Annotated in this window: 17 protein-coding genes and 1 pseudogene; 11 read left to right on the top strand and 7 right to left on the bottom strand. The window is 62.9% G+C overall.

Annotated elements, in window-relative coordinates; genetic code table 11:
* Nucleotides 1-236: pseudogene (locus OVY01_RS21570) on the bottom strand (IS30 family transposase); the annotation flags it as partial.
* Nucleotides 237-662: 426 nt separating this feature from the next.
* Nucleotides 663-1,535: a LexA family protein gene (locus tag OVY01_RS21560; protein ID WP_267849659.1), complete on the bottom strand. Its 873-nt coding sequence runs from the start codon at nt 1,533-1,535 to the stop codon at nt 663-665.
* Between the two features lie 26 nt (nt 1,536-1,561).
* Here OVY01_RS21560 and OVY01_RS21555 point away from each other — a divergent pair, with 26 nt between their 5' ends.
* The 9 genes from OVY01_RS21555 to budC all read left to right on the top strand — a co-directional run bounded on the left by OVY01_RS21555 (nt 1,562) and on the right by budC (nt 11,040).
* Nucleotides 1,562-1,978 (top strand): hypothetical protein, encoded by a 417-nt coding sequence (locus tag OVY01_RS21555; protein ID WP_267849658.1) that lies wholly within the window; start codon nt 1,562-1,564, stop codon nt 1,976-1,978.
* Between the two features lie 237 nt (nt 1,979-2,215).
* A complete protein-coding gene (locus tag OVY01_RS21550) occupies nt 2,216-4,789 on the top strand; it encodes a hypothetical protein (RefSeq protein ID WP_267849657.1) in 2,574 nt (857 codons plus the stop codon).
* A 120-nt stretch (nt 4,790-4,909) separates the two neighbouring features.
* Complete coding sequence (locus tag OVY01_RS21545) at nt 4,910-5,410, top strand: hypothetical protein (protein ID WP_267849656.1); 501 nt, start codon at nt 4,910-4,912, stop codon at nt 5,408-5,410.
* The gene (locus OVY01_RS21540; protein ID WP_267849655.1) at nt 5,388-5,807 is read left to right on the top strand and encodes a hypothetical protein; all 420 of its coding nucleotides are present in this window, start codon (nt 5,388-5,390) and stop codon (nt 5,805-5,807) included. Before OVY01_RS21545 ends, OVY01_RS21540 begins: the two co-directional genes overlap by 23 nt.
* Complete coding sequence (locus OVY01_RS21535) at nt 5,804-6,061, top strand: DUF7940 domain-containing protein (RefSeq protein ID WP_267849654.1); 258 nt, start codon at nt 5,804-5,806, stop codon at nt 6,059-6,061. The genes OVY01_RS21540 and OVY01_RS21535 overlap by 4 nt, the downstream gene beginning before the upstream one ends.
* The gene (locus tag OVY01_RS21530) at nt 6,058-6,540 is read left to right on the top strand and encodes a glycoside hydrolase family 24 protein (RefSeq protein ID WP_267849653.1); all 483 of its coding nucleotides are present in this window, start codon (nt 6,058-6,060) and stop codon (nt 6,538-6,540) included. The genes OVY01_RS21535 and OVY01_RS21530 overlap by 4 nt, the downstream gene beginning before the upstream one ends.
* Before the next feature lie 109 nt (nt 6,541-6,649).
* Nucleotides 6,650-7,039 (top strand): hypothetical protein, encoded by a 390-nt coding sequence (locus OVY01_RS21525; RefSeq protein ID WP_267849652.1) that lies wholly within the window; start codon nt 6,650-6,652, stop codon nt 7,037-7,039.
* Nucleotides 7,002-9,707 (top strand): hypothetical protein, encoded by a 2,706-nt coding sequence (locus tag OVY01_RS21520; RefSeq protein ID WP_267849651.1) that lies wholly within the window; start codon nt 7,002-7,004, stop codon nt 9,705-9,707. The genes OVY01_RS21525 and OVY01_RS21520 overlap by 38 nt, the downstream gene beginning before the upstream one ends.
* A 568-nt stretch (nt 9,708-10,275) precedes the next feature.
* Nucleotides 10,276-11,040, top strand: coding sequence for a meso-2,3-butanediol dehydrogenase (gene budC / locus OVY01_RS21515; protein WP_267849650.1), 765 nt, complete (start codon nt 10,276-10,278; stop codon nt 11,038-11,040).
* A gap of 168 nt (nt 11,041-11,208) precedes the next feature.
* Here budC and OVY01_RS21510 read toward each other — a convergent pair whose 3' ends face one another.
* From OVY01_RS21510 to OVY01_RS21495, 4 genes are all read right to left on the bottom strand, one after another.
* Nucleotides 11,209-12,516, bottom strand: a complete 1,308-nt coding sequence (locus tag OVY01_RS21510) for an aspartate carbamoyltransferase (RefSeq protein ID WP_267849649.1) — start codon at nt 12,514-12,516, stop codon at nt 11,209-11,211.
* 89 nt (nt 12,517-12,605) lie between these two features.
* On the bottom strand, nt 12,606-13,724 hold the full coding sequence (locus OVY01_RS21505; protein WP_267849648.1) for an NAD(P)/FAD-dependent oxidoreductase: 1,119 nt from the start codon (nt 13,722-13,724) through the stop codon (nt 12,606-12,608).
* Between the two features lie 6 nt (nt 13,725-13,730).
* Nucleotides 13,731-14,426 (bottom strand): thiamine phosphate synthase, encoded by a 696-nt coding sequence (locus OVY01_RS21500; RefSeq protein WP_267849647.1) that lies wholly within the window; start codon nt 14,424-14,426, stop codon nt 13,731-13,733.
* Nucleotides 14,427-14,455: 29 nt separating this feature from the next.
* Nucleotides 14,456-15,913 (bottom strand): FAD-binding oxidoreductase, encoded by a 1,458-nt coding sequence (locus tag OVY01_RS21495; protein ID WP_267849646.1) that lies wholly within the window; start codon nt 15,911-15,913, stop codon nt 14,456-14,458.
* A 208-nt stretch (nt 15,914-16,121) separates the two neighbouring features.
* Between OVY01_RS21495 and OVY01_RS21490 the strand changes: the two genes are divergently transcribed.
* The gene (locus OVY01_RS21490) at nt 16,122-16,709 is read left to right on the top strand and encodes a DUF4337 domain-containing protein (RefSeq protein ID WP_267849645.1); all 588 of its coding nucleotides are present in this window, start codon (nt 16,122-16,124) and stop codon (nt 16,707-16,709) included.
* Between the two features lie 70 nt (nt 16,710-16,779).
* Nucleotides 16,780-17,526, top strand: coding sequence for an SDR family oxidoreductase (locus OVY01_RS21485; protein WP_267849644.1), 747 nt, complete (start codon nt 16,780-16,782; stop codon nt 17,524-17,526).
* Here OVY01_RS21485 and OVY01_RS21480 read toward each other — a convergent pair whose 3' ends face one another.
* Nucleotides 17,527-18,114, bottom strand: a complete 588-nt coding sequence (locus tag OVY01_RS21480; protein ID WP_267849643.1) for a lipocalin family protein — start codon at nt 18,112-18,114, stop codon at nt 17,527-17,529.
* Nucleotides 18,115-18,211 lie beyond the last annotated feature (97 nt).

The raw sequence follows: 18,211 nt of genomic DNA, 5'->3' as shown, positions 1-18,211 counted from the left end.
AGCCCGGCTGACACGCCACGCGAGATCTCTTCACGTTCACTCAAGGTCAATGCCCGCAGCGATCGCTTACGCGGAGCAGGGGTGTAACCCCCGCATAGCCGGATTACGCCGTAGATCGACCCGGCGGGCTTGCCTATGGCCTTGCCGATCCCAAGAAACGATTCACCTGCGCGCCACCGCCGCCAAACCTCCACTTTGCCTTCTGTCGGCAACCCAGGCCGTCCCATTTGTGTCATTCGTCAACCCTCCTTCATTCGATATTAATATGAAGGTGTTGCAACGACCCATTGAACCTACCGTCGCTTTTGACAAGATTCCATATCGAGCTTCGCGCTCGCCGGTTCCTCGCGAAGCCGGCTGATCTCGGCCTCCATCTCTGACACACCCGGCTTCACGCGGGTGGCGGCCGGGGCTGCGCCAGAGACGCCCGCTTACGCGCCCAGTTGCTAATCGTCGCCACCGGCACCTCAAGGCGGCGTGCCGCCTCGTTATGCCCCACAGAATTGGCCAACCTTGTCGCTTAAGTGCGAAATTCCTCTGTGTAGCGACAATTCGGTACGTTCTTTTCGACCATCTTGACCTCCGTTCAACAGATTATCCAACGTCTCTGCTATACGTCGTTTCGAGGCATGGTCAGTCCGCTTACTTTTATCGAATCACGCTCACTTTTTTCTATAGCGCCGATGCTCGACCATCACGCCAATGATCTGCAGCGGTTCGGTATCGCTGCGCAGCGTGGGGTAGTCATCGTTCAACGGCGCAAGCTCAAACACTTCCTGACCCGTCAGGCTTACCCCGCGCGGCCGGTATTTCTTGAATGTCGCGTCCTGCGAGCCGTTCTTCGCCACGACAAAGTCCCCCGGACGCGGCGCAAGCTCCGGATCGATGACGATCCGGTCGCCTTCGTGAAATTCCGGCGACATCGATTCACCTCGAATCACTAGGCAGAACGCGCTTTCCGGCAGGTCAAGATCCGTCAATAAAAAATCGAAGACGTCCCCGGTGGAGAACGGATCCCGCATCTCCGTCATCTTTCCTGCCTGCACATAGCTGATCACCGGCAGGCGTGTCTCGCCGATGGTAGCGTGCCCCACGTTACGGTCCGGAAGCGAAGGGGGCTGCCGCGTACTGGCTGCGTCCCGCGTCTGCGCGGACACGATCATCGGGCCTTCGCCCGTTTTGAGCCACACCGCGCTGCAACCGATCATCCTCTCGGCTTCCAGCATGCCTTTTTGGGACATGCCGCGGCTCTCCCAGTTGTTCAGGGTTTGCGGCGAATGGTTCATCAGCGCGGCGAGCGACGACTGTCCCGTCGCGGACGTCAATTGCGCTGCCGCCTGGTACAGGCGCGTCATGGTCTCGTGCATAGCAGGAATCATCGCGTATTTAAACAAATTGTTGTTACACATTTTGTTTGTCTTTTTGATAAACGTAGTGTTTAATGCATTTGTGGACGATAGCACGAATCGACGCGAAAGACGAATCGAAACATGCGTGGACGGTGCGCGATGGGGCCCGACAGCTCGCTTTTCCACGCGTCGATACCTTCGGGAGAAAAGCAATGACAATGGAAGACCGGATGCAAAATTGGGGCGGCGTGGTGCGGTCCCCACGGTTCAAGGCCAGCACGTGCGCGGTGTGGGCACAATGGTTCATCGCGCTGCGTGATCAGGGAACCCGTGCGTCGACGGCGCCGTTCGTGCATGACGAGGCAGACGCCTGGGCAATCGAGCGAGCCTGGCGCGAGATACCGAATCCCGTTACCAAAGCTTTGTTGAAAGCATGGTATGTACAAAATATGAATTTCGGGCAATTGCGCACGTATATGTGGCGTGAACATCACGCCCGGCTGCGTGCACATACACTGGAGTTTGCGCTCGCGAATGCTCGACGTGATATGGAAAACTCGTTATCGAATCAAAAAAAATTATCCAAGGTAAAAAATAAGGCTTGTGAGTTGTACGAACCAGTTATATAGTGAATTCCAGATGACCGATTGCCGCGTTACCGCGTGCCCCTCCCGCTGCCTTACGGCAGCAAAGGCATGCCTGGTAAATGCGACAGTCGATTTTCTCGTTTGTGGGTCGGGAGCGATATATGTTCCGTCCCTGTTTTGAAATTTTCACGTTTTAACACCAACCGCCCATCGGCGGTTTTTTTTCGTCTATGCGTTTCTCATCGAACGCAAACAGCACCCCCACCGGAGCATCACATCATGGCAACGTCTACAAGCAACGATCCCTCGACCTACGCCGCCGGCACGACGCCCACGGGCAGCGAGCAGGTATTGGCGAACCAGTCGGGTTCACTGGTTTCTCTGACCACGGCGCAGCTTTCGCAGCTTTCCTACAATTCGCTCGCGTTGTGGAAGACCTACGATACCGTTGCGCAAATGAAGGCAGCCGCCGGCCCAACGTATCCGCGGGTAAAGTGGCGTGGCTATAACTACGTCGGCGACGGCGGTGGCGGCGAAGGCGTCTACGTCGTTCCAGGCAGTGGCACCACCTACACGGCGGACGAGGGCACAGTATTCGCGACGACGGCCGGCGGCTTTGTGCTGCGCGATATTCCCCATGGGGATGTGAAAACGTCGTGGTTCGGGATGACGTATCCTTCCGGCGCTGCTGGCACGCCATTGAATCCGACGTCAAGTTTCGGCACCTACCATCCGAGTACGGACTTTTCGCCGGCGTTGCAAGCAGCATCGAATTTCGCTGCTGCTGCTGGTCGTGCCCTGCATATCGTGGGCCGCGCAGGATCGTACCGTTTGGGCTCCAGCGTCACGTTGAAAGGCGTGCGGCTCACGTACGGTGATGGCGCATCGCTGGACAATATGTTCGCTACGCAGCTCAATTGGGCTCCGACCACTATCGTGGATCTTGCGGCGGGTTTGATTCTCAGCGATACGGATCAGCTGTTGCAGGATCTCTCCGTGGTCATGATGGCCGACACCAAATGGCCTACCACGGTCACGTCGCCAACCCTGATCTCGGGCGGGCAGCTCACCGTTCCCTCAGGATTTGTATGGCATACCGATGTGCTGCCCTACTCTGCATGGGCCCCTGGCCTTGCAGGTATTTCTGTTACGAATCGATGCGGCCTGAAGAATGTCAATACGCTGTATGGCAAATTCGGAGTTACCTGCAATGCTTACGTGGGGCATATTGTTTTCGACAATTGCTCCATTCAGGGCGGTTGCGCCGGTCGATTCTGGATTCAAAACGGACAAGACAACTTCTTTATTGGCGGTGGATCGGACGGTTACTTCGCATCCGAATTGCTGTGTGAAGATGGCTTTTCCGGAACCATCATTCGTTACCATCAATACCATACGCCGGTGGGTTGGTATCAGTGCAGTTACTCGGGTACCGGCACCTATAAGGGCATCTCGATCGAAGGACTGCAGATGTCGATTGAATCGCTCAGCGAGGCCTGGATTTTCATGGCCCGTAGCTCGATCAATCTTATCGACTGCGTTGCTGGTGGTACGTACTATGCCTATCCCGTTGGCACGTCCGCTTTCGAGCTGGCGCACAGCCTTCCCGATGCGCTGTTTGCAAACAGTAAGCGCAATATGTATTCGTGTGGCCGCCTCGGTATCGTTAGCCAATTCCGAGTGGAGCCGTCCGGACCTGGAGAAATCTCGCCGACTGGTGGCACCGGTACCTATTCGGCACAATTCAGCGGCTTTCCGTCGAATACGACCAACTCCGATTTCTCGATGTTCCGTTTAACGAACGTCGACGTTTCGTACATTACGAACGATAGCTCGTATAAAACAAACATTGCATGGCTGCGCAATCTGAATGCGTTGGCAGACCGTTCGGATCCGGCGACAAAAACGCGTGCCCCCAAAGTCGGAAACATCGCCGTGGGGACGAACGCTTATTCGGCGTCTATGGGATTGGGTATCGCAGGAAATTGCTTGTCAGCAAATGGCGGCGGGTGGTCGATATACAATTCGAATTCGTCGTATCCCGGATCGGCGAAAATCGATACGTATCAGAACTGGTTGGCGGCCGGCGTCACACTTGTCATCCCAGAGAACATCTCTCGGATGGTCGGGAGTAACCCACTGATCATCGAGGTCACGAGCACCGGCAGTGCAACAAATGTCGCTCCCATGTCGCTATACATGTCGATTTCGGCAAACAATGTCGCGGATGGTCAGCAGGGTTTGTATTACTCGATTTACACGGCTGGGTCGTGCGGTGTTTATGTCTCGACGAGTGCGGCGAAGAATGACTATCTGGCGACTGGCGTTGGTACGGACGGCGGACTCACCTTCCAGCCCACGGTATTCAGCGGAAAGGTTTTCGCGAAGGGCGTGACCGTTACGGAAACGGGCGTCAATTGCAGCGCGACCGGTTCCAAGGTCTACATCATCGCCCCGATGGTGAATTTCGGGTCACTGGCGGAGTACAACCCGCATCAGCATCCAGCGTCGCTGGACCCGTTCTTCCTTGCGTCCGGCCTGCGCCAAGCCGGTCGCACATTCGTGACGACCACCGCCACCGGCGGCGCGACCACCGCGGTGACGATCGCCGATTTCCTGGTGGCGATCGATGCGACCGCGGCGGCGGGTACGGTCATGCTTCCTGCCACGCCTTTCGATGGGGAGGTGCATGTCATCAAGAAGGTCGACGCAACGGCCAACACGGTGACGGTCAATGGCAATGGGGTACTGATCGACGGTGCATCGACGTACGTGATCCCCGGCAGTGCGAGGGGGAGCGTTCGTCTGCAATATGTGGCGACCACGTCCACGCCGCATTGGTACGTCGTGTAGGAACGCTCCGCGGCCGGCTATTGCGTAGACGTATCGCAGCCGGCTGCCGGACGTTCCGTCTTTCAATGTTCACCCACCACCGCCCCCGGGCGGTTTTTTTTCGTCCACGCCCTGACCACCATGCGCAACCGAAACCGTGATGGCTTCGCCTACGATCCGCCGCTGCCGGGCCGGCTTGCCGCGCGGCACACCTTGCTCGCCGAAATCTACATGGGTTGGCAGATGATGACGCTCGGGTATAGCGGGCAGGCCAACGGCGACGGTACCGGCGTCCTGCATCAAGTCCTCGCGGGCATCGGCATCGACGACATCTGGGGATATTCCTTCATCGCCGTCGGGACCTTCATGTTGCAGTGCGCGTTGATCGAATTCCTGTGGGGGCGGCGCTGGGAAGACTACGCGATCTGGCGGCTCGCTGGCGCGCGTCGGTTATGCGCGCTGTGCGCGATGTTTCTCTGGATGATCGCGCTGTACCTGCAGGTCACCACGACCTTGAACATCTTCAAAAGCCTGGCGCTGATGGTCCCGCTTCATCTGGCGATGGCGTTCTACTTTTTTTACGAGACGACGCGTGTGCACTTTTTTATCGGAACGTGGCATGCCGCGCATCGTGCTCGCTGAACTGTTGGTGCTGTCTACGTTGTCCGCTTCGGCTTCGTACGCGGCGGTCACCGTGACGCCACCGGGCGAGACGACGAACGATGCCTTTATCAAATATGTCTGGGTGCTGTTGATCGCGGTGCTGGCCTGGGCGGCATCGTCGTTGCCGGTCCTGGCGGAGTGGGAGGGCGGCGGCGGGCGGCGACGCCTGGTGATCGCGCAAGGCATCCTGCAGGCGGTCTTCTTCGGCTTCGTCGCGTTCTGGGCGAGCGTCGGAGCGGGGCAAAACATCATGGCCAGCTATATCGCCGCGGCGAGCGCCGCGTACCTGGGCGAGCGGCATTTCGTGTTCGGTCGCAAGAACAAAACGGAGGGCGCCGACGTGCCCGACAAACATCCAGAACGAGGTGAACCATGACCCATATCAAGATTTCCCTGGTGAACGACTGGCGGCGGTTCTACACCTGGTCGTCGGTGCGGTTCTCCGCTGCTTTTGCCGTGCTCACGGTGGCGCTGGCGCATCTGCTGCCGACGCTCGCCGAGCATTGGCCGCAGTTGCTGCCGGCGCTGATGCACTGGTTCCCGTCGGCGGATCAAAGCGTGTGGCCGGCGCTGGGCGCGGTGGTGATGATCCTGGCGCGGGTGACGTCGATTCAGAAGGTGAATCCATGAATCCCAACCGCAGGGCGTTCCTGCTGATGATCCAGCGTGCGGAGGGAACGTCGACCTCGCCCGCGACACGCGCGGTGGGGTACGACGTGATCGTGACCGGCATCGATGGCAGGCCGGAAGTGTTCGACGATTTTTCGCGCCATCCGTTTGCCGGCGGACGCCCGGCCAAACAAGTGCGCCCGGGACTGTGGTCGACCGCGTCCGGCGCGTATCAGCAAAAGCTCGCCAACTGGCTGCATTACGCGCCGCTGCTGGCGCTGCCCGATTTCGGTCCTGCATCGCAGGATGCGATCGCGCTGCGGCAGATCGCGGAGTTCGGCGCGCTGGCGTTCGTCGACGCGGGCCGGATCGAGACCGCGATCGGCAAGGTCGCACCGCTCTGGGCAAGCCTGCCCGGGGCGGGTTATCGGCAACCCGAGCATTCGCTCGCGCAGGTCTGTGCGTTCTACGAGCAGGCCGGTGGTGTCGTAGGCGCCTGAGCGGCATTCCCCGATAGGTTTTTCCGCCGGCGCGCGCGATGCATGCCGGCGTTCACCCCTGCCTGTGCGGTTCGCACGGGCGTTTTTTTATCCCACAAGGAGCATGACCATGAACCTCACCACTATCTCGGCCGCGATCTCGAAGATCGAAGGCGTCGTGGAGAATCTCGACAAGATCAAGCAGTTCGTTTCCGAAGCCGTCTCGCTGGCGCAAACCACCGAGGCATCGGGCGCCACGAAGCTGGCCGGCGTGCTCGCGGCCGCGAAGACCTTCGTGGCGTCCCTGACGACGACCGCCGAGCTGGCGGAATCGGCCTGGACGGCGATCCATGCGGAGATCACCGCCTACATCAATGGCGTCGTCCAGTTGTGGCATTCGCTGGGTGTCTTCACGAGTGCGCCGGAGGGGGCAGCGGCCGCGGCTGCCGTGGCCGTACCGGCGCTCGCCGGCGTCGCGGCGGATGCGGCGCTCGCCACGGCGTCGACGACCTCGCCCTGAATCCGTTTGCAACGATCGGCGTCGAACGCCGATTGCAGCCAACCCGCGATTCTGGGCACCTTCCCGTTCTATCCGTTTACACATTCATCCCCTATCAAGGAAACATCACATCATGGCAACCACATCCAGCAACGATCCCGCAGCGTATCCGGTAGGTACGACGCCGACGGGCAGCGAAGAACTCTTGGTCAATCAGGCTGGCGCGCTGGTTTCCCTTACGACTTCACAAATTACCCAACTTGCATACAGTTCCGTCGCTTTGTGGAAGACGTATGACACCGTCGCGCAAATGAAGGCGGGAGCGGGTCCGCTCTATCCTCGCGTCAAATGGCGGGGCTACAACTACGTTGGAGATGGCGGCGGCGGCGAGGGGCTCTATACGGTGCCGGCCAGTGGCGTCACCTACACGGCGGACGAGGGGGCGATTTTCGCGACCGCGGCGGGCGGCTATGTGATTCGCGATATTCCCGCCGGCGACGTCCAAAGCACCTGGTTCGGCATGACGTCCGTCTCGGGGCCGGCCAATACTTCGCTCAATCCCACGACGAGCGCGGCCGGGCCCAATCCCTCGACGGACTTCTCCACCGCACTGCAGAATGCGTCGAACTTCGCGGCGGCGGCCGGGCGTGCGCTTCATATCGTCGGTCGTTCGGGTTCCTACCGACTGGCGAGCCCCGTGACATTCACGGGCGTGCGCCGCATCTATGGCGACGGCGCCACGCTGGACGCAAGGTTCGGTACCACGCTCAACTGGCAGCCGGCCACGACGACCGATATGGCCGCGGGCGTCGTGCTACCGGACGAAGGGCAAATTTTCGAAAAGATCCAGGTGATCACGACCGACGCCAACTGGCCTGTCTCGGTCACCTCGGCGACGCTGGTATCGGGCGGCCAATTGACGGTGCCGAGCGGTTTCGTCTGGCATACGGATGTGCTGCCGTATTCCGCGTTCAAGGCGGGACTCGCGGGGATCGCCGTCAACAACAAGTGCATTCTGCGCGATGTCACGACTCTTTACGGGAAATTCGGTGCGGTCTGCAATACGTCGACGGGGCACATCACCTTCGACAGCTGTTCGTTGCAAGGCGGGTGCGCGGGACGTTTCTGGCTCCAGAATGGGCAGGACCATTTCATCATCGCCGGCGGCGCCGACGGCAAATTCTGTTCGGAATTGCTGTCGGAGAACAACTTCGCCGGGTCGGTGTATCGCTACCACCAATATCACAGCCCGGTCGGCTGGTATCAGTGCAATTACTTCAATACCGGAAGCTACTCCGGCATGTACCTCGACGGTCACCAGTTGTCGGTGGAAGCGTTGAGCGAATCCTGGATAATGAATGCGCCGACCGCGATCAGTTCCTGTATCAATACGATCGCCGGCGGCGCTTATTACGGGATACCGGTGGGCACGTCGGCTTACGAATTGAGCAACCGCCTGCCGGATGAATTGTTCGCCAACAGTCTGCGCAATTACTATTCGCTGGGACGTCTGGGTGGACTGGGGTATTTCCGGTTGGGTAGCTTTCCCGTCGGCACGGTGCCGGTTACCGGAGCCGCGGGCACCTTCGCCGCTTCGATCTCCGGTTTTCCGGGCACGATAAACGGATCGGATTTCTCATGTTTCAATCGGTCCACTTTGGACCTCTCAAAAATCACGGGAAACACCCCCTATAACGAGTCGGTCGCTTTTGAACGCAACGTTCCGGTCCTGGCGGACCGGTCCGATGTCGCGATCAAGACACAAAGCCCCGCGCTCGGCAATTTGGTGGTCGGCACGAACGCGTATTCGGCGACGATGGGTCTGGGCGTGAACGGCAACTGTCTGGTCGCGAACGGTGGAGGTTACAGCCTGTACAACGGCACGTCTTCGTCGCCCGGGTCCGTGAAGATGGACACGTATCGGAATTGGCTGGCAGCAGGCGTGCAATTGGTCATACCGGAAGCGATCTCCCGGATGGTCGGCAACAATCCGCTGATCGTCGAGGTAACGAACGTCGGCACCAACAGCGCACCGGTCAATACGTCGATCTATATCCCGATCACGGCAAACAATGTCGCGGATGGTCAGCAGGGGCTTTACTGTTCCGTGTATGTGGCTGGGATGTGCGGTCCGATTTTGAGATCGAGCGCCCAGGTCGAATATTCAGCCCCGAATTTCGGGACACTGGGAAGTCTGACGTTCGCGCCGGTGTCGTGGGGAGGTAAAGTGCTGGCGCAAGGCGTGACGATCACTCAGTTCGGTGTCGACTGCAATTCGCCGGGGAAGGTTTACGTGATGTGCCCGATGGCCAACTTCGGTGCGCTGGCCGAGTTCAATCCTCATCCATTCCCTGCGCAGTTGCAACCGGTGAAACAGGTGCAGGGTCTGATGCAGCCCATCCGCAAGTTCGTTACCAGCCCGAGCGCCACGACGACGCTTGTCACGATCGCCGACTATGCGCTCAAGGTCGATACGACCGCGGCGCCCGGTACCGCGACGCTGCCGGCAATGCCCTATGACGGCGAGGTGCACGTGGTGAAACGCGCGGATGCTTCCGCCAACGCGCTGACGATCGTGGGGAATGGGAAGACGATCGACGGTTCGTCCACGCTGGTGCTGTCCGCCACTACCCGGCCTAGCGTGAAGTTGCAATACTTTGCGGCCGATGGCGACTGGTCGGTGGTATAGGTGCGGGGTTAGCTAGGTGTCGCCATGCCGTCCGGTTCTGGAGGCATGGCGATGCAAAATATCGTGCGTGAACCGTAACGGTGGCGCGTTTTTCACGCACCGGCATAGCGCGACGAGGTCCCGTGCTTCCATGACAAAAATGGCGCCGTCGAAGCCTGGTGCCCGTTCCCACGCCTTGTCACCGTGCTGCACGCGGCGCCCGCACCAACCCCCACTCCACCATGGTGACCTTCAACATCCGTGCGAATGCCGCACGCATCGCCACGGTCCTGCCGTTCGCCGCGACCGTGGCGCCACAGGGGGCGGTCCCTGTCCTCCCATCGACAACGGCGGGGGGCGCCGTCTCGACGACTGCATCATCGATCATCCGTTTTTCCTTTATGAGATTAACATCGCCCTTATTAAACATAGTGTTTAAATAAAAGTCAACATTCCGTTTCGAACAGAATTTCGAGACGGGTTTGCCGCCGCGGGAACGACCCTTGCAAGCTCTGCATACGTGGCCGCAAACGTCCGGCGCGCTGTCAGATCGTCCGGAGCCGCCCCGTCAAACAGGAGATTCGCTCATATGGAACGCTTCAACGGCAAGGTTGTGATCGTCACCGGCGCAGGCTCGGGCATCGGTGCCGCGACCGCGCGGATGTTCGCCGCGCAAGGCGCATCGGTGGTGCTCGTGGGCCGCTCGCGCGACAAGCTCGACAAGGTGGCGGCGTCGCTCGATCCCGAGCGCACGCTGCTGTGCGCCGCCGATGTGGCGCGTCAGGCCGATGTCGAAAAGGCGGTGGCCGATACGCTGGCACGCTTCGGCAAGCTCGACGTGCTGGTCAACAACGCGGGCGTCGCGACCACCGGCAAGATCACCGAGTCGTCGGTCGAGGACTGGCGCAAGGTGATGTCGACCGACGTCGATGGCGTGTTTTACGCGTGTCGTGCGGCGTTGCCCGCGCTGATCCGCTCGCAAGGCAATATCGTGAATGTCTCCTCCGTTTCGGGCCTGGGGGGCGACTGGGGCATGGGCATCTACAACGCGGCGAAGGGCGCGGTGACCAATTTCACGCGCGCGCTGGCCCTGGATCATGGCGCGGACGGCGTGCGCGTGAACGCCGTCTGTCCGACGATGACGATGACCGACATGACCGCGGACATGAAGGACGACAAGGCGCTGATGGCGAAGTTCGCGGAGCGCATTCCGCTCGGCCGCCCGGGACAGCCCGACGATATCGCGCTTGCGATTCTCTTCCTGGCGAGCGACGACGCGCGTTTCGTGACGGGCGTGAACCTGCCGGTGGACGGGGGGCTGTCCGCGTCGAACGGCCAGCCGAACCCAGCGTGACACAGCCGGCGTGACACAGCCGACATGACACAGCCGACATGGACACAGCCACCGTGACCGTCGAACACGAACGGGCTGACCGCGGGTCACCATGCGGCGGTCACAACCCAGTGGTTGCGACGCGGCTGTCGTGACGCGAACGGCCGGGATCCGGGTCCGGGCCGCCGATCAATCGATGCCGTGAAACACCGCGTCGTCCGGCCCCACATACGCCGGCGACTTCCAGCTCGCGTCGCGCATCGAATGCCGGACCTGATGCTCCACGCCCATCAGCGTCGCGAAGATCGCCATGCGCACCGGGATGCCGTTGTCGGTCTGGCGGAAGATCGCCAGCCGGGAATCATGGTTCAGGTCGGTGCTGAGGTCGTTGGCGCCCGGGCGCCCGTCGCGCGGCAGGGGATGCATGATGAGCGTCTCGGGTCCGCATACCGCGTCCACCAGCGCCTGGTTGATCTGGAATTCCGGCGTGTAGCCTTCGAACGATTCGTCCGCGAAACGCTCCTTCTGGATGCGCGTCGCGTAGACGACGTCGGCGCCTTGCAGGCCGGCGCGCAGATTCTCGGTTTGCACGACGACGTGGTTGTGACGCCCCAGTTGTTCGACGATATACGTCGGCATTTCGAGCGAGGGCGGCGAGATCAGCGTGAAGCGCAGGTTCCGGTACAGCGCGAGCAGTTTGCTCAGTGAATGCACGGTGCGGCCGTATTTGAGGTCGCCGACCAGTGCGATATGCGCGCCGTCGACGATCTTGCCGAGCCGCGAGAATTCGCGCTGGATCGTGTAGAGGTCGAGCAGGGCCTGGCTGGGATGTTCGCCGGGGCCGTCGCCGCCGTTGATGACGGGGATGTTGGTTGCCCGGGCGAATTCGGCGACTGACCCCTGCTCGGGATGGCGCACCACCAGGGCATCGACGTAACCGCTCAGGACACGGCTGGTGTCGTAGATCGACTCGCCCTTCGCCATCGAAGAGAAGGTGAAGCCGGTGGTGTCGCACACGGAGCCGCCGAGCCGGCAGAACGCGGCGCCGAAGCTCACGCGCGTGCGGGTACTGGCTTCGAAGAACAGGTTGCCGAGCACCGCGCCTTCGAGCACACGGCTGATTTTCTGGCGCCGGGCGATGGGCTGCATCATGTCGGCGACACGAAACAGGTCTTCGACCGCTTCCCGGCTGAACTGGTCGACGGAGAGCAACTGCGGACGCCCCTCGAACTGGATCGCGCCGCCATGCGCTGGCGCGGCGGGGTATGCGCTCTGCGTAGCGGCGGCGTCCGCCCCGGGGCCGGGCTGCCGCGCCATGATTTCCGCGACGAAGCGTTCGACGATTTCCGGCATGGTGCGCGATTCCTGGGATTCCTCGGGAAGCAGCCAGGTATCGAGGGCACGGCGCGTGATGCCGATGCGGCTGGCGAAGGCGTCGCGCGTCATGTTCAACCGCCGCATGGCGTCGCGCAGAAAGGTTTGCTGGGGGATGGTCATCGTTGCGCTCCGAAGGGATTTCTATACGCGATGCGTATACTAGCCCTTCTTTCGGCCGCGTCAATATTCCCGCTTCGATAACTTCCGGGTCAGCCCTGCCAGCACGCGACGACGTGATCGGCCAGCGCGAGCGAGGCGGTCAGGCCCGGCGATTCGATCCCGAAAAGATTGACGAGACCGGGGATGCCGTGCGCGCTGGGGCCGTCGATGCGGAAGTCCGTGGCGGGTGCGCCGGGGCCGGCGAGCTTGGGACGGATGCCGGCATAGGCCGGTTGCAGGGCGCCGTCGGGCAGGTCGGGCCAGTACCGGCGGATCGCGGCGTAGAAGCCGTCGGCGGCGCGTGGGTCGACGCTGTATTCGATGGCGTCGATCCATTCGACGTCGGGGCCGAAACGCGCCTGTCCGGCGAGATCGAGCGTGAGGTGCACGCCGAGTCCGCCGTCCTCCGGTACGGGATAGATGAGATGGCTGAAAGGCGGCTTGCGGGTGCAGGAAAAGTAGCGTCCCTTTGCGTAGAACGTGGGCGGAATGCAAGCCGGCGACAGACCGTCGATGGACGCCGCCATCCGTTGCGCATGCAGCCCGGCGCAGTTGAAGAGGGCGTGCGTATGCAAACGGGTGGGGGCTTGCCCGGGCGCGCTCGCGCTGCCGACTTCCAGCACCAGGCCGGTCGCATCCGGATGGGCCCGCAGCAGGGGCGCGTCGAGCGCCAGCGTGGCGCCATGGTTTTCCGCGTCGGCCAGCAGGCTGAGCATCAGCGCGTGGCTGTCGATGATGCCGGTGGTGGGAGAGCGCAGCGCCGCCGCGCAGGCCAGCACGGGCTCGTGCCGGCGCGCGGCGTCGGCATCGAGCCATTCGAGCGTATCGACGCCGCTGGCCAGGGCGTTGGCGGCGATCCGTTCGAGCCGGGGGATCTGCGCCGCATCGCTGGCGACGATCAGCTTGCCGCAGCGCCGGTGATCGATATGACGTGCCTGTGCGTAGGCGTAGAGGCGCGCGTTGCCGGCGATGCACAGGCGTGCCTTCAGGGAGTCGGGCGGATAGTAGAGGCCGGCATGGAGCACCTCGCTGTTGCGCGACCTGGTGCCCGTGCCGATGGCGCGTTCGGCTTCGAGTATCAGGACCTCGTGTCCGCGCGCGGCGAGCGCGGCGGCGACAGCCAGGCCGACGACGCCGGCTCCGATGACGACGGTTTCGACATGATCCATGGCGGCTTACCAGAGTCCGGAAATCGCGGCGATGCCGCGTGCGCCGCAGGACTGCGCGGTGGCGAGATGGGCGCGCGTCATGCCGCCCAATGCATAGACCGGCACGGGAGACGCGGCGACGAGTTCGGCGAAACGTACCCAGCCAAGCGGTGCCGCATCGGGATGGGTACGGGTCCGCAGGACCGGGGACAGCGTAATGAAATCCACGCCGATGCGCGCCGCCTGTCGCAACTCGGCGAGGGTGTGGCACGCGGCGGATACCACGCATGACGCCGCGACCGGCCGCCGCTCGCACGCCATCAGGCGGGCGCTGCTCAGATGGATGCCGTCGGCGCGGGCATGGTCGAGGGCGCTGGCGGAGCCCCCATCGGCGGCGTGGATGCCGTCGGCATGGCGGTCGCGGTCGGCTTCGCCGGTGGCGCAGGCGGTGGGGCCGTTCAGGATCAGCATCGCACCGCGGCCGTGGCAGACCTCCCGCGCCGCGGCCGCGAGTGCGTGATAACGCCCGGGAGAGAGGGATTTGGCGCGCAATTGCACGAGGTCGATACCGGTGCACAGCGCACGTTCCAGCCGTTCCAGAAAGGGCGCGAAGTCCGCGCGGCCGGCGACACCCGCCGCGCCGTTCGCGGCGTTCCCATCGTTCGTCTCGCCATGCCATTCCGGCGTGATCAAGTACAGATCGGACACGCTATCGATACGCATCGGCATTGCCTCGCGCGAGGTCCTTCGGCTTACAGCAATTTGCCGGGATTCATGATGCCGGCGGGGTCGAACACGCGCTTGATGTCGGCCATCAACCGGCGTTCGAGGGGACTCTTGAACTGCTGGAAATGGTGCCGTTTCAATTGGCCGATGCCATGCTCGGCGCTGATGCTGCCGTGGCAACGCGCGACCTCGTCGAGCACCGCATCGGTAACCGCGTGCTCGGCCTGGGCGTCGCGCGCGAAGAAATCCGCCGGCGTGCCGGCCGGACGCGACACGTTGTAGTGCAGATTGCCGTCGCCGAAATGACCGAAGACGAAAAGCCGGGCGCCGGGGAGCGCGGCGGCGACCCGCTCGCGCGCCGATTCCATGAAGGCGGGCAACGCTTCGATCGGGACCGAGATGTCGTGCTTCAGGTGCGGGCCATCCATTTTCTGGGCTTCGGAGATTTCCTCGCGCAGCCGCCACATCGATTCGAGCTGCGCCAGCGTGGTCGAGACCACGGCGTCGCTGCATAGCGCTGCCTCGAGCGCGGCTCCGATCACGGTTTCGACCAGGGCGTTGAGCGCGGCTTCGTCGACCGTGTCGGCGAGTTCGAGCAGCACATAGCCGGGGTGCGCGTCGGCGAACGGCAGACGCAGACCGTCGACATGGCGCAGGACGAGTTCGACGCATTCCTGGGTGAAGTACTCGAAGGCCTGCACGCGCTGTCCGCATTGCTCGAATACCAGCGCATACAGTTCCAGCGCCTGCTGCGGCGAGTCGACCGCGGCCAGCACCACGGTGCGCACGCCGTTGCGCGGAAAAAGCCGCAACGACGCGGCGGTGATGATGCCGAGGGTGCCTTCGGCACCGATCAGCAACTGTTTCAGGTCGTAACCGGTGTTGTCCTTGCGCAGTGTGCGCAGCCCTTCGAAGATCTCGCCGCTGGGCAGCACGGCCTCGATGCCGAGCACCAGTTCGCGGGTCATGCCGTAACGCACCACGTTGACGCCACCGGCGTTGGTCGACAGATTGCCGCCCAACTGGCACGAGCCCTCCGCGGCAAGACTGAGCGGCAGCAGGCGGTTGGCGTTTTCCGCCGCCTGCTGCAGGTCGGCGAGGATGCAGCCGGCCTCTGCGATCAGCACGTTCGACGTGGTGTCGACCTGGCGCACCGCATTCATCCGGTCCAGACAGAGCACCACGCCCAGCGGGTGCGCATCGTTGCGTTTCTCCGGCGTCGCGCCGCCGCACAGGCCGGTATTGCCGCCGCGCGGCACGACCGGCACGCCGGCGGCCGAGCACAGGCGCAGGCAGTGCGCCACCTGCTCGACCGTGCGCGGACGGACCACCGCCTGCGCATCGCCGTGATAGATGCCGCGCCAGTCGGTCAGCCAGGGTGCGATCTCGGCCGCCGACGTGGCGACGATATCGGTGCCAAGCGCATCGCGCAGCTGTTGCGCGAACGCGTGGGGGGCGCTCGGGGAGGAAGCGGAATCGGTCATTGCGTGGCGCGGGCGCGGAGGGAGGATGACATTCGATTGTACAGATCCCCGCGCGCAGGGCGTGGCGGCGACGAAACACCTGTGCCCATGCGACGGCGTGCGCGACAACGTGTAACACCGTGCGCCGGTTTTCCGCTGCATAATTTTGAGAATTTGGCGTCGCAACGTGGCACGCCTTTCTTCACGCACGCAAGGACCTCAGTCAACGATGTCGGACGAATACGAAATAGCGGGCCCGCACGAACATGCGCTGGAACATCCTGGCGGTCACGGCGGCGTGGAGAGCGACCCCTCGGCCGCCTGGATGGCGGTGATGACCGCGATTCTCGCGAGCGTGGGCGCGATCTGTTCGTACCAGAGCGGCGCGAACGAGAATCTGGCGCTGTACTACAAGAACGAGGCGGCGATTCGCAAGACCGAGGCGTCGAACCAGTGGGCGTACTACCAGGCGAAAGGCGAGAAGCAGAATCTCGCGGAACTGGGCGCCGCGCTGATGGTGGCGAATGCCGGGCAGGAGGCGAAATTCCAGGCCGATATCCAGAAATACCGCTCGCAGAAGGAGCCGATCCGCGCGCATGCGGAGGCGATCGAGAAACTCGTCGATCAGGACGACAAGGCCAGCGAAGCGCTGATGCATCAACATCACCGCTGGGCGCAATCGACCACACTCATTCAGATTTCGATCGGGCTGGCCGCGGTCGCGCTGCTGACGCGCCGCCGCTGGCTGCGTTTCCTGTCGATCGGCGTGGCATTGGGCGGCGTGGTGACCGCGGCGACGGCGTTCATGGGCGGGTGAGCCGTGCTATCGTGACCTCGCGCGCGATGTCGCGATGCGCCCGCCACCCCGGCATTCCAGGAGCCCACGCATGAGCAGGAAAACGATTCTGATCACCGGCGCGAGCCGTGGCATCGGCCGCGCGGCGGCGATCCAGGCCGGCGGGCGCGGCTGGTCGGTCGCGGTCAACTACGTCGGCAACCGGGATGCCGCGCAGGATGTGGTCGAGGCGGTGAAGGCGGCCGGTGGCGAGGCGATCGCGATCCAGGGCGACGTGGCGGTCGAGGCCGACGTGCTCGGCATGTTCGAGGAGGCCGCGCGGCTCGGACCGCTCGATGGCGTGGTCGTGAACGCCGGCATCGTGGCGCCGCCGCAGCCGCTGGTGGACATGAGCGTCGAGCGGTTGCGACGCATGTTCGACGTCAACGTGCTGGGCGCCTATCTGTGCGCGCGCGAGGCCGCGCGACGTCTGGTGCGCAGCCGGGGCGGGAAGGGCGGGTCGATCGTGCTGATCTCGTCGGTTGCCGCGTCGCTCGGCTCGCCGGGCGAGTACGTCGATTATGCCGGGTCGAAGGGCGCCGTCGACACCCTGACGAAGGGATTGGCGAAAGAACTGGGCGCCGAAGGCGTGCGTGTCAATGCCGTGCGTCCGGGATTGATCGACACCGACATCCACGCCAGCGGGCTGCAACCCGATCGTGCCTGGCGCCTGGGCGTCAATGCGCCGCTGGGCCGTCCCGGCACGGCGGACGAGGTTGCCGAGGCGATTCTCTGGCTGCTGAGCGACGCTTCCTCGTACGCCAGCGGTACCCTGCTGGACGTCTCCGGCGGGCGGTGATCAGCGCCCGTCGTCCTGAACGGTTTTCACGAGCTTGTCCGGGTCGAGCCCCAGTTCGCGTAGCCGGACGGCGATCTTGCGGTACGTCGCCGCGTCGAGTTGCGGTTCGCGCGACAGGATCCACAGGTATTTGCGACGCGGCTCGCTGACCACCGAATAGCGGTAGTCCGGGTCCAGCATCACCACCCAATACCGTCCCCAGACAAACGGCAGCCAACCGAGCCACGCAGGCGCGAAGCGCACCTGCAGCTTCGAACTCATCGGGGGCGGCATGACGTCCGGGCGTGCGATGCCGTGCACGTCGTTCACTGCGCCGTTGCGTTCCATGCAGCTGTTGACCACGTCGATCAGCCCGTCTGCGCGCCTGGCATAGACGGCGCGCACGTCGGCCACGCATTTGCGCTGAAAAAAGTTGGGATATTTCGCGATCTCGTACCAGGTTCCCGCATAGCGGTCGAGATCGAGTTGCGGCACCGGTTCGAGCGGCGTGCGCGCCGCTGCCGACGTCGCTGCCACCGCCGTGGCGATCACCGCCAGGCAGGCGACCGCGGAACCGGCCAGCCACCACTGCTTGGTATGCGATTTCATGCTGTTTCTCCTGTCGGATGGTGTCCGTTCTTGGGGGATTTTCACGACATTCCGATTCGCGACGGGCGTCTGGCCCGGTCTGCTTTCGAGACCGGAC

This window comes from Robbsia betulipollinis, from assembly GCF_026624755.1.
GTDB classification, from domain to species: Bacteria; Pseudomonadota; Gammaproteobacteria; order Burkholderiales; family Burkholderiaceae; genus Robbsia; species Robbsia betulipollinis.
This window is presented reverse-complemented; position numbering and strand designations above follow the sequence as displayed.

Excerpts from the sequence above, each read along its gene's own strand:
- OVY01_RS21555 (WP_267849658.1), top strand. The coding sequence starts at position 1,562 with ATGACAATGGAAGACCGGATGCAAAATTGGGGCGGCGTGGTGCGGTCC.
- OVY01_RS21550 (WP_267849657.1), top strand. The coding sequence starts at position 2,216 with ATGGCAACGTCTACAAGCAACGATCCCTCGACCTACGCCGCCGGCACG.
- OVY01_RS21545 (WP_267849656.1), top strand. The coding sequence starts at position 4,910 with ATGCGCAACCGAAACCGTGATGGCTTCGCCTACGATCCGCCGCTGCCG.
- OVY01_RS21540 (WP_267849655.1), top strand. The coding sequence starts at position 5,388 with ATGCCGCGCATCGTGCTCGCTGAACTGTTGGTGCTGTCTACGTTGTCC.
- OVY01_RS21535 (WP_267849654.1), top strand. The coding sequence starts at position 5,804 with ATGACCCATATCAAGATTTCCCTGGTGAACGACTGGCGGCGGTTCTAC.
- OVY01_RS21530 (WP_267849653.1), top strand. The coding sequence starts at position 6,058 with ATGAATCCCAACCGCAGGGCGTTCCTGCTGATGATCCAGCGTGCGGAG.
- OVY01_RS21525 (WP_267849652.1), top strand. The coding sequence starts at position 6,650 with ATGAACCTCACCACTATCTCGGCCGCGATCTCGAAGATCGAAGGCGTC.
- OVY01_RS21520 (WP_267849651.1), top strand. The coding sequence starts at position 7,002 with ATGCGGCGCTCGCCACGGCGTCGACGACCTCGCCCTGAATCCGTTTGC.
- budC (WP_267849650.1), top strand. The coding sequence starts at position 10,276 with ATGGAACGCTTCAACGGCAAGGTTGTGATCGTCACCGGCGCAGGCTCG.
- OVY01_RS21510 (WP_267849649.1), bottom strand. The coding sequence starts at position 12,516 with ATGACCATCCCCCAGCAAACCTTTCTGCGCGACGCCATGCGGCGGTTG.
- OVY01_RS21505 (WP_267849648.1), bottom strand. The coding sequence starts at position 13,724 with ATGGATCATGTCGAAACCGTCGTCATCGGAGCCGGCGTCGTCGGCCTG.
- OVY01_RS21500 (WP_267849647.1), bottom strand. The coding sequence starts at position 14,426 with ATGCGTATCGATAGCGTGTCCGATCTGTACTTGATCACGCCGGAATGG.
- OVY01_RS21495 (WP_267849646.1), bottom strand. The coding sequence starts at position 15,913 with ATGACCGATTCCGCTTCCTCCCCGAGCGCCCCCCACGCGTTCGCGCAA.
- OVY01_RS21490 (WP_267849645.1), top strand. The coding sequence starts at position 16,122 with ATGTCGGACGAATACGAAATAGCGGGCCCGCACGAACATGCGCTGGAA.
- OVY01_RS21485 (WP_267849644.1), top strand. The coding sequence starts at position 16,780 with ATGAGCAGGAAAACGATTCTGATCACCGGCGCGAGCCGTGGCATCGGC.
- OVY01_RS21480 (WP_267849643.1), bottom strand. The coding sequence starts at position 18,114 with ATGAAATCGCATACCAAGCAGTGGTGGCTGGCCGGTTCCGCGGTCGCC.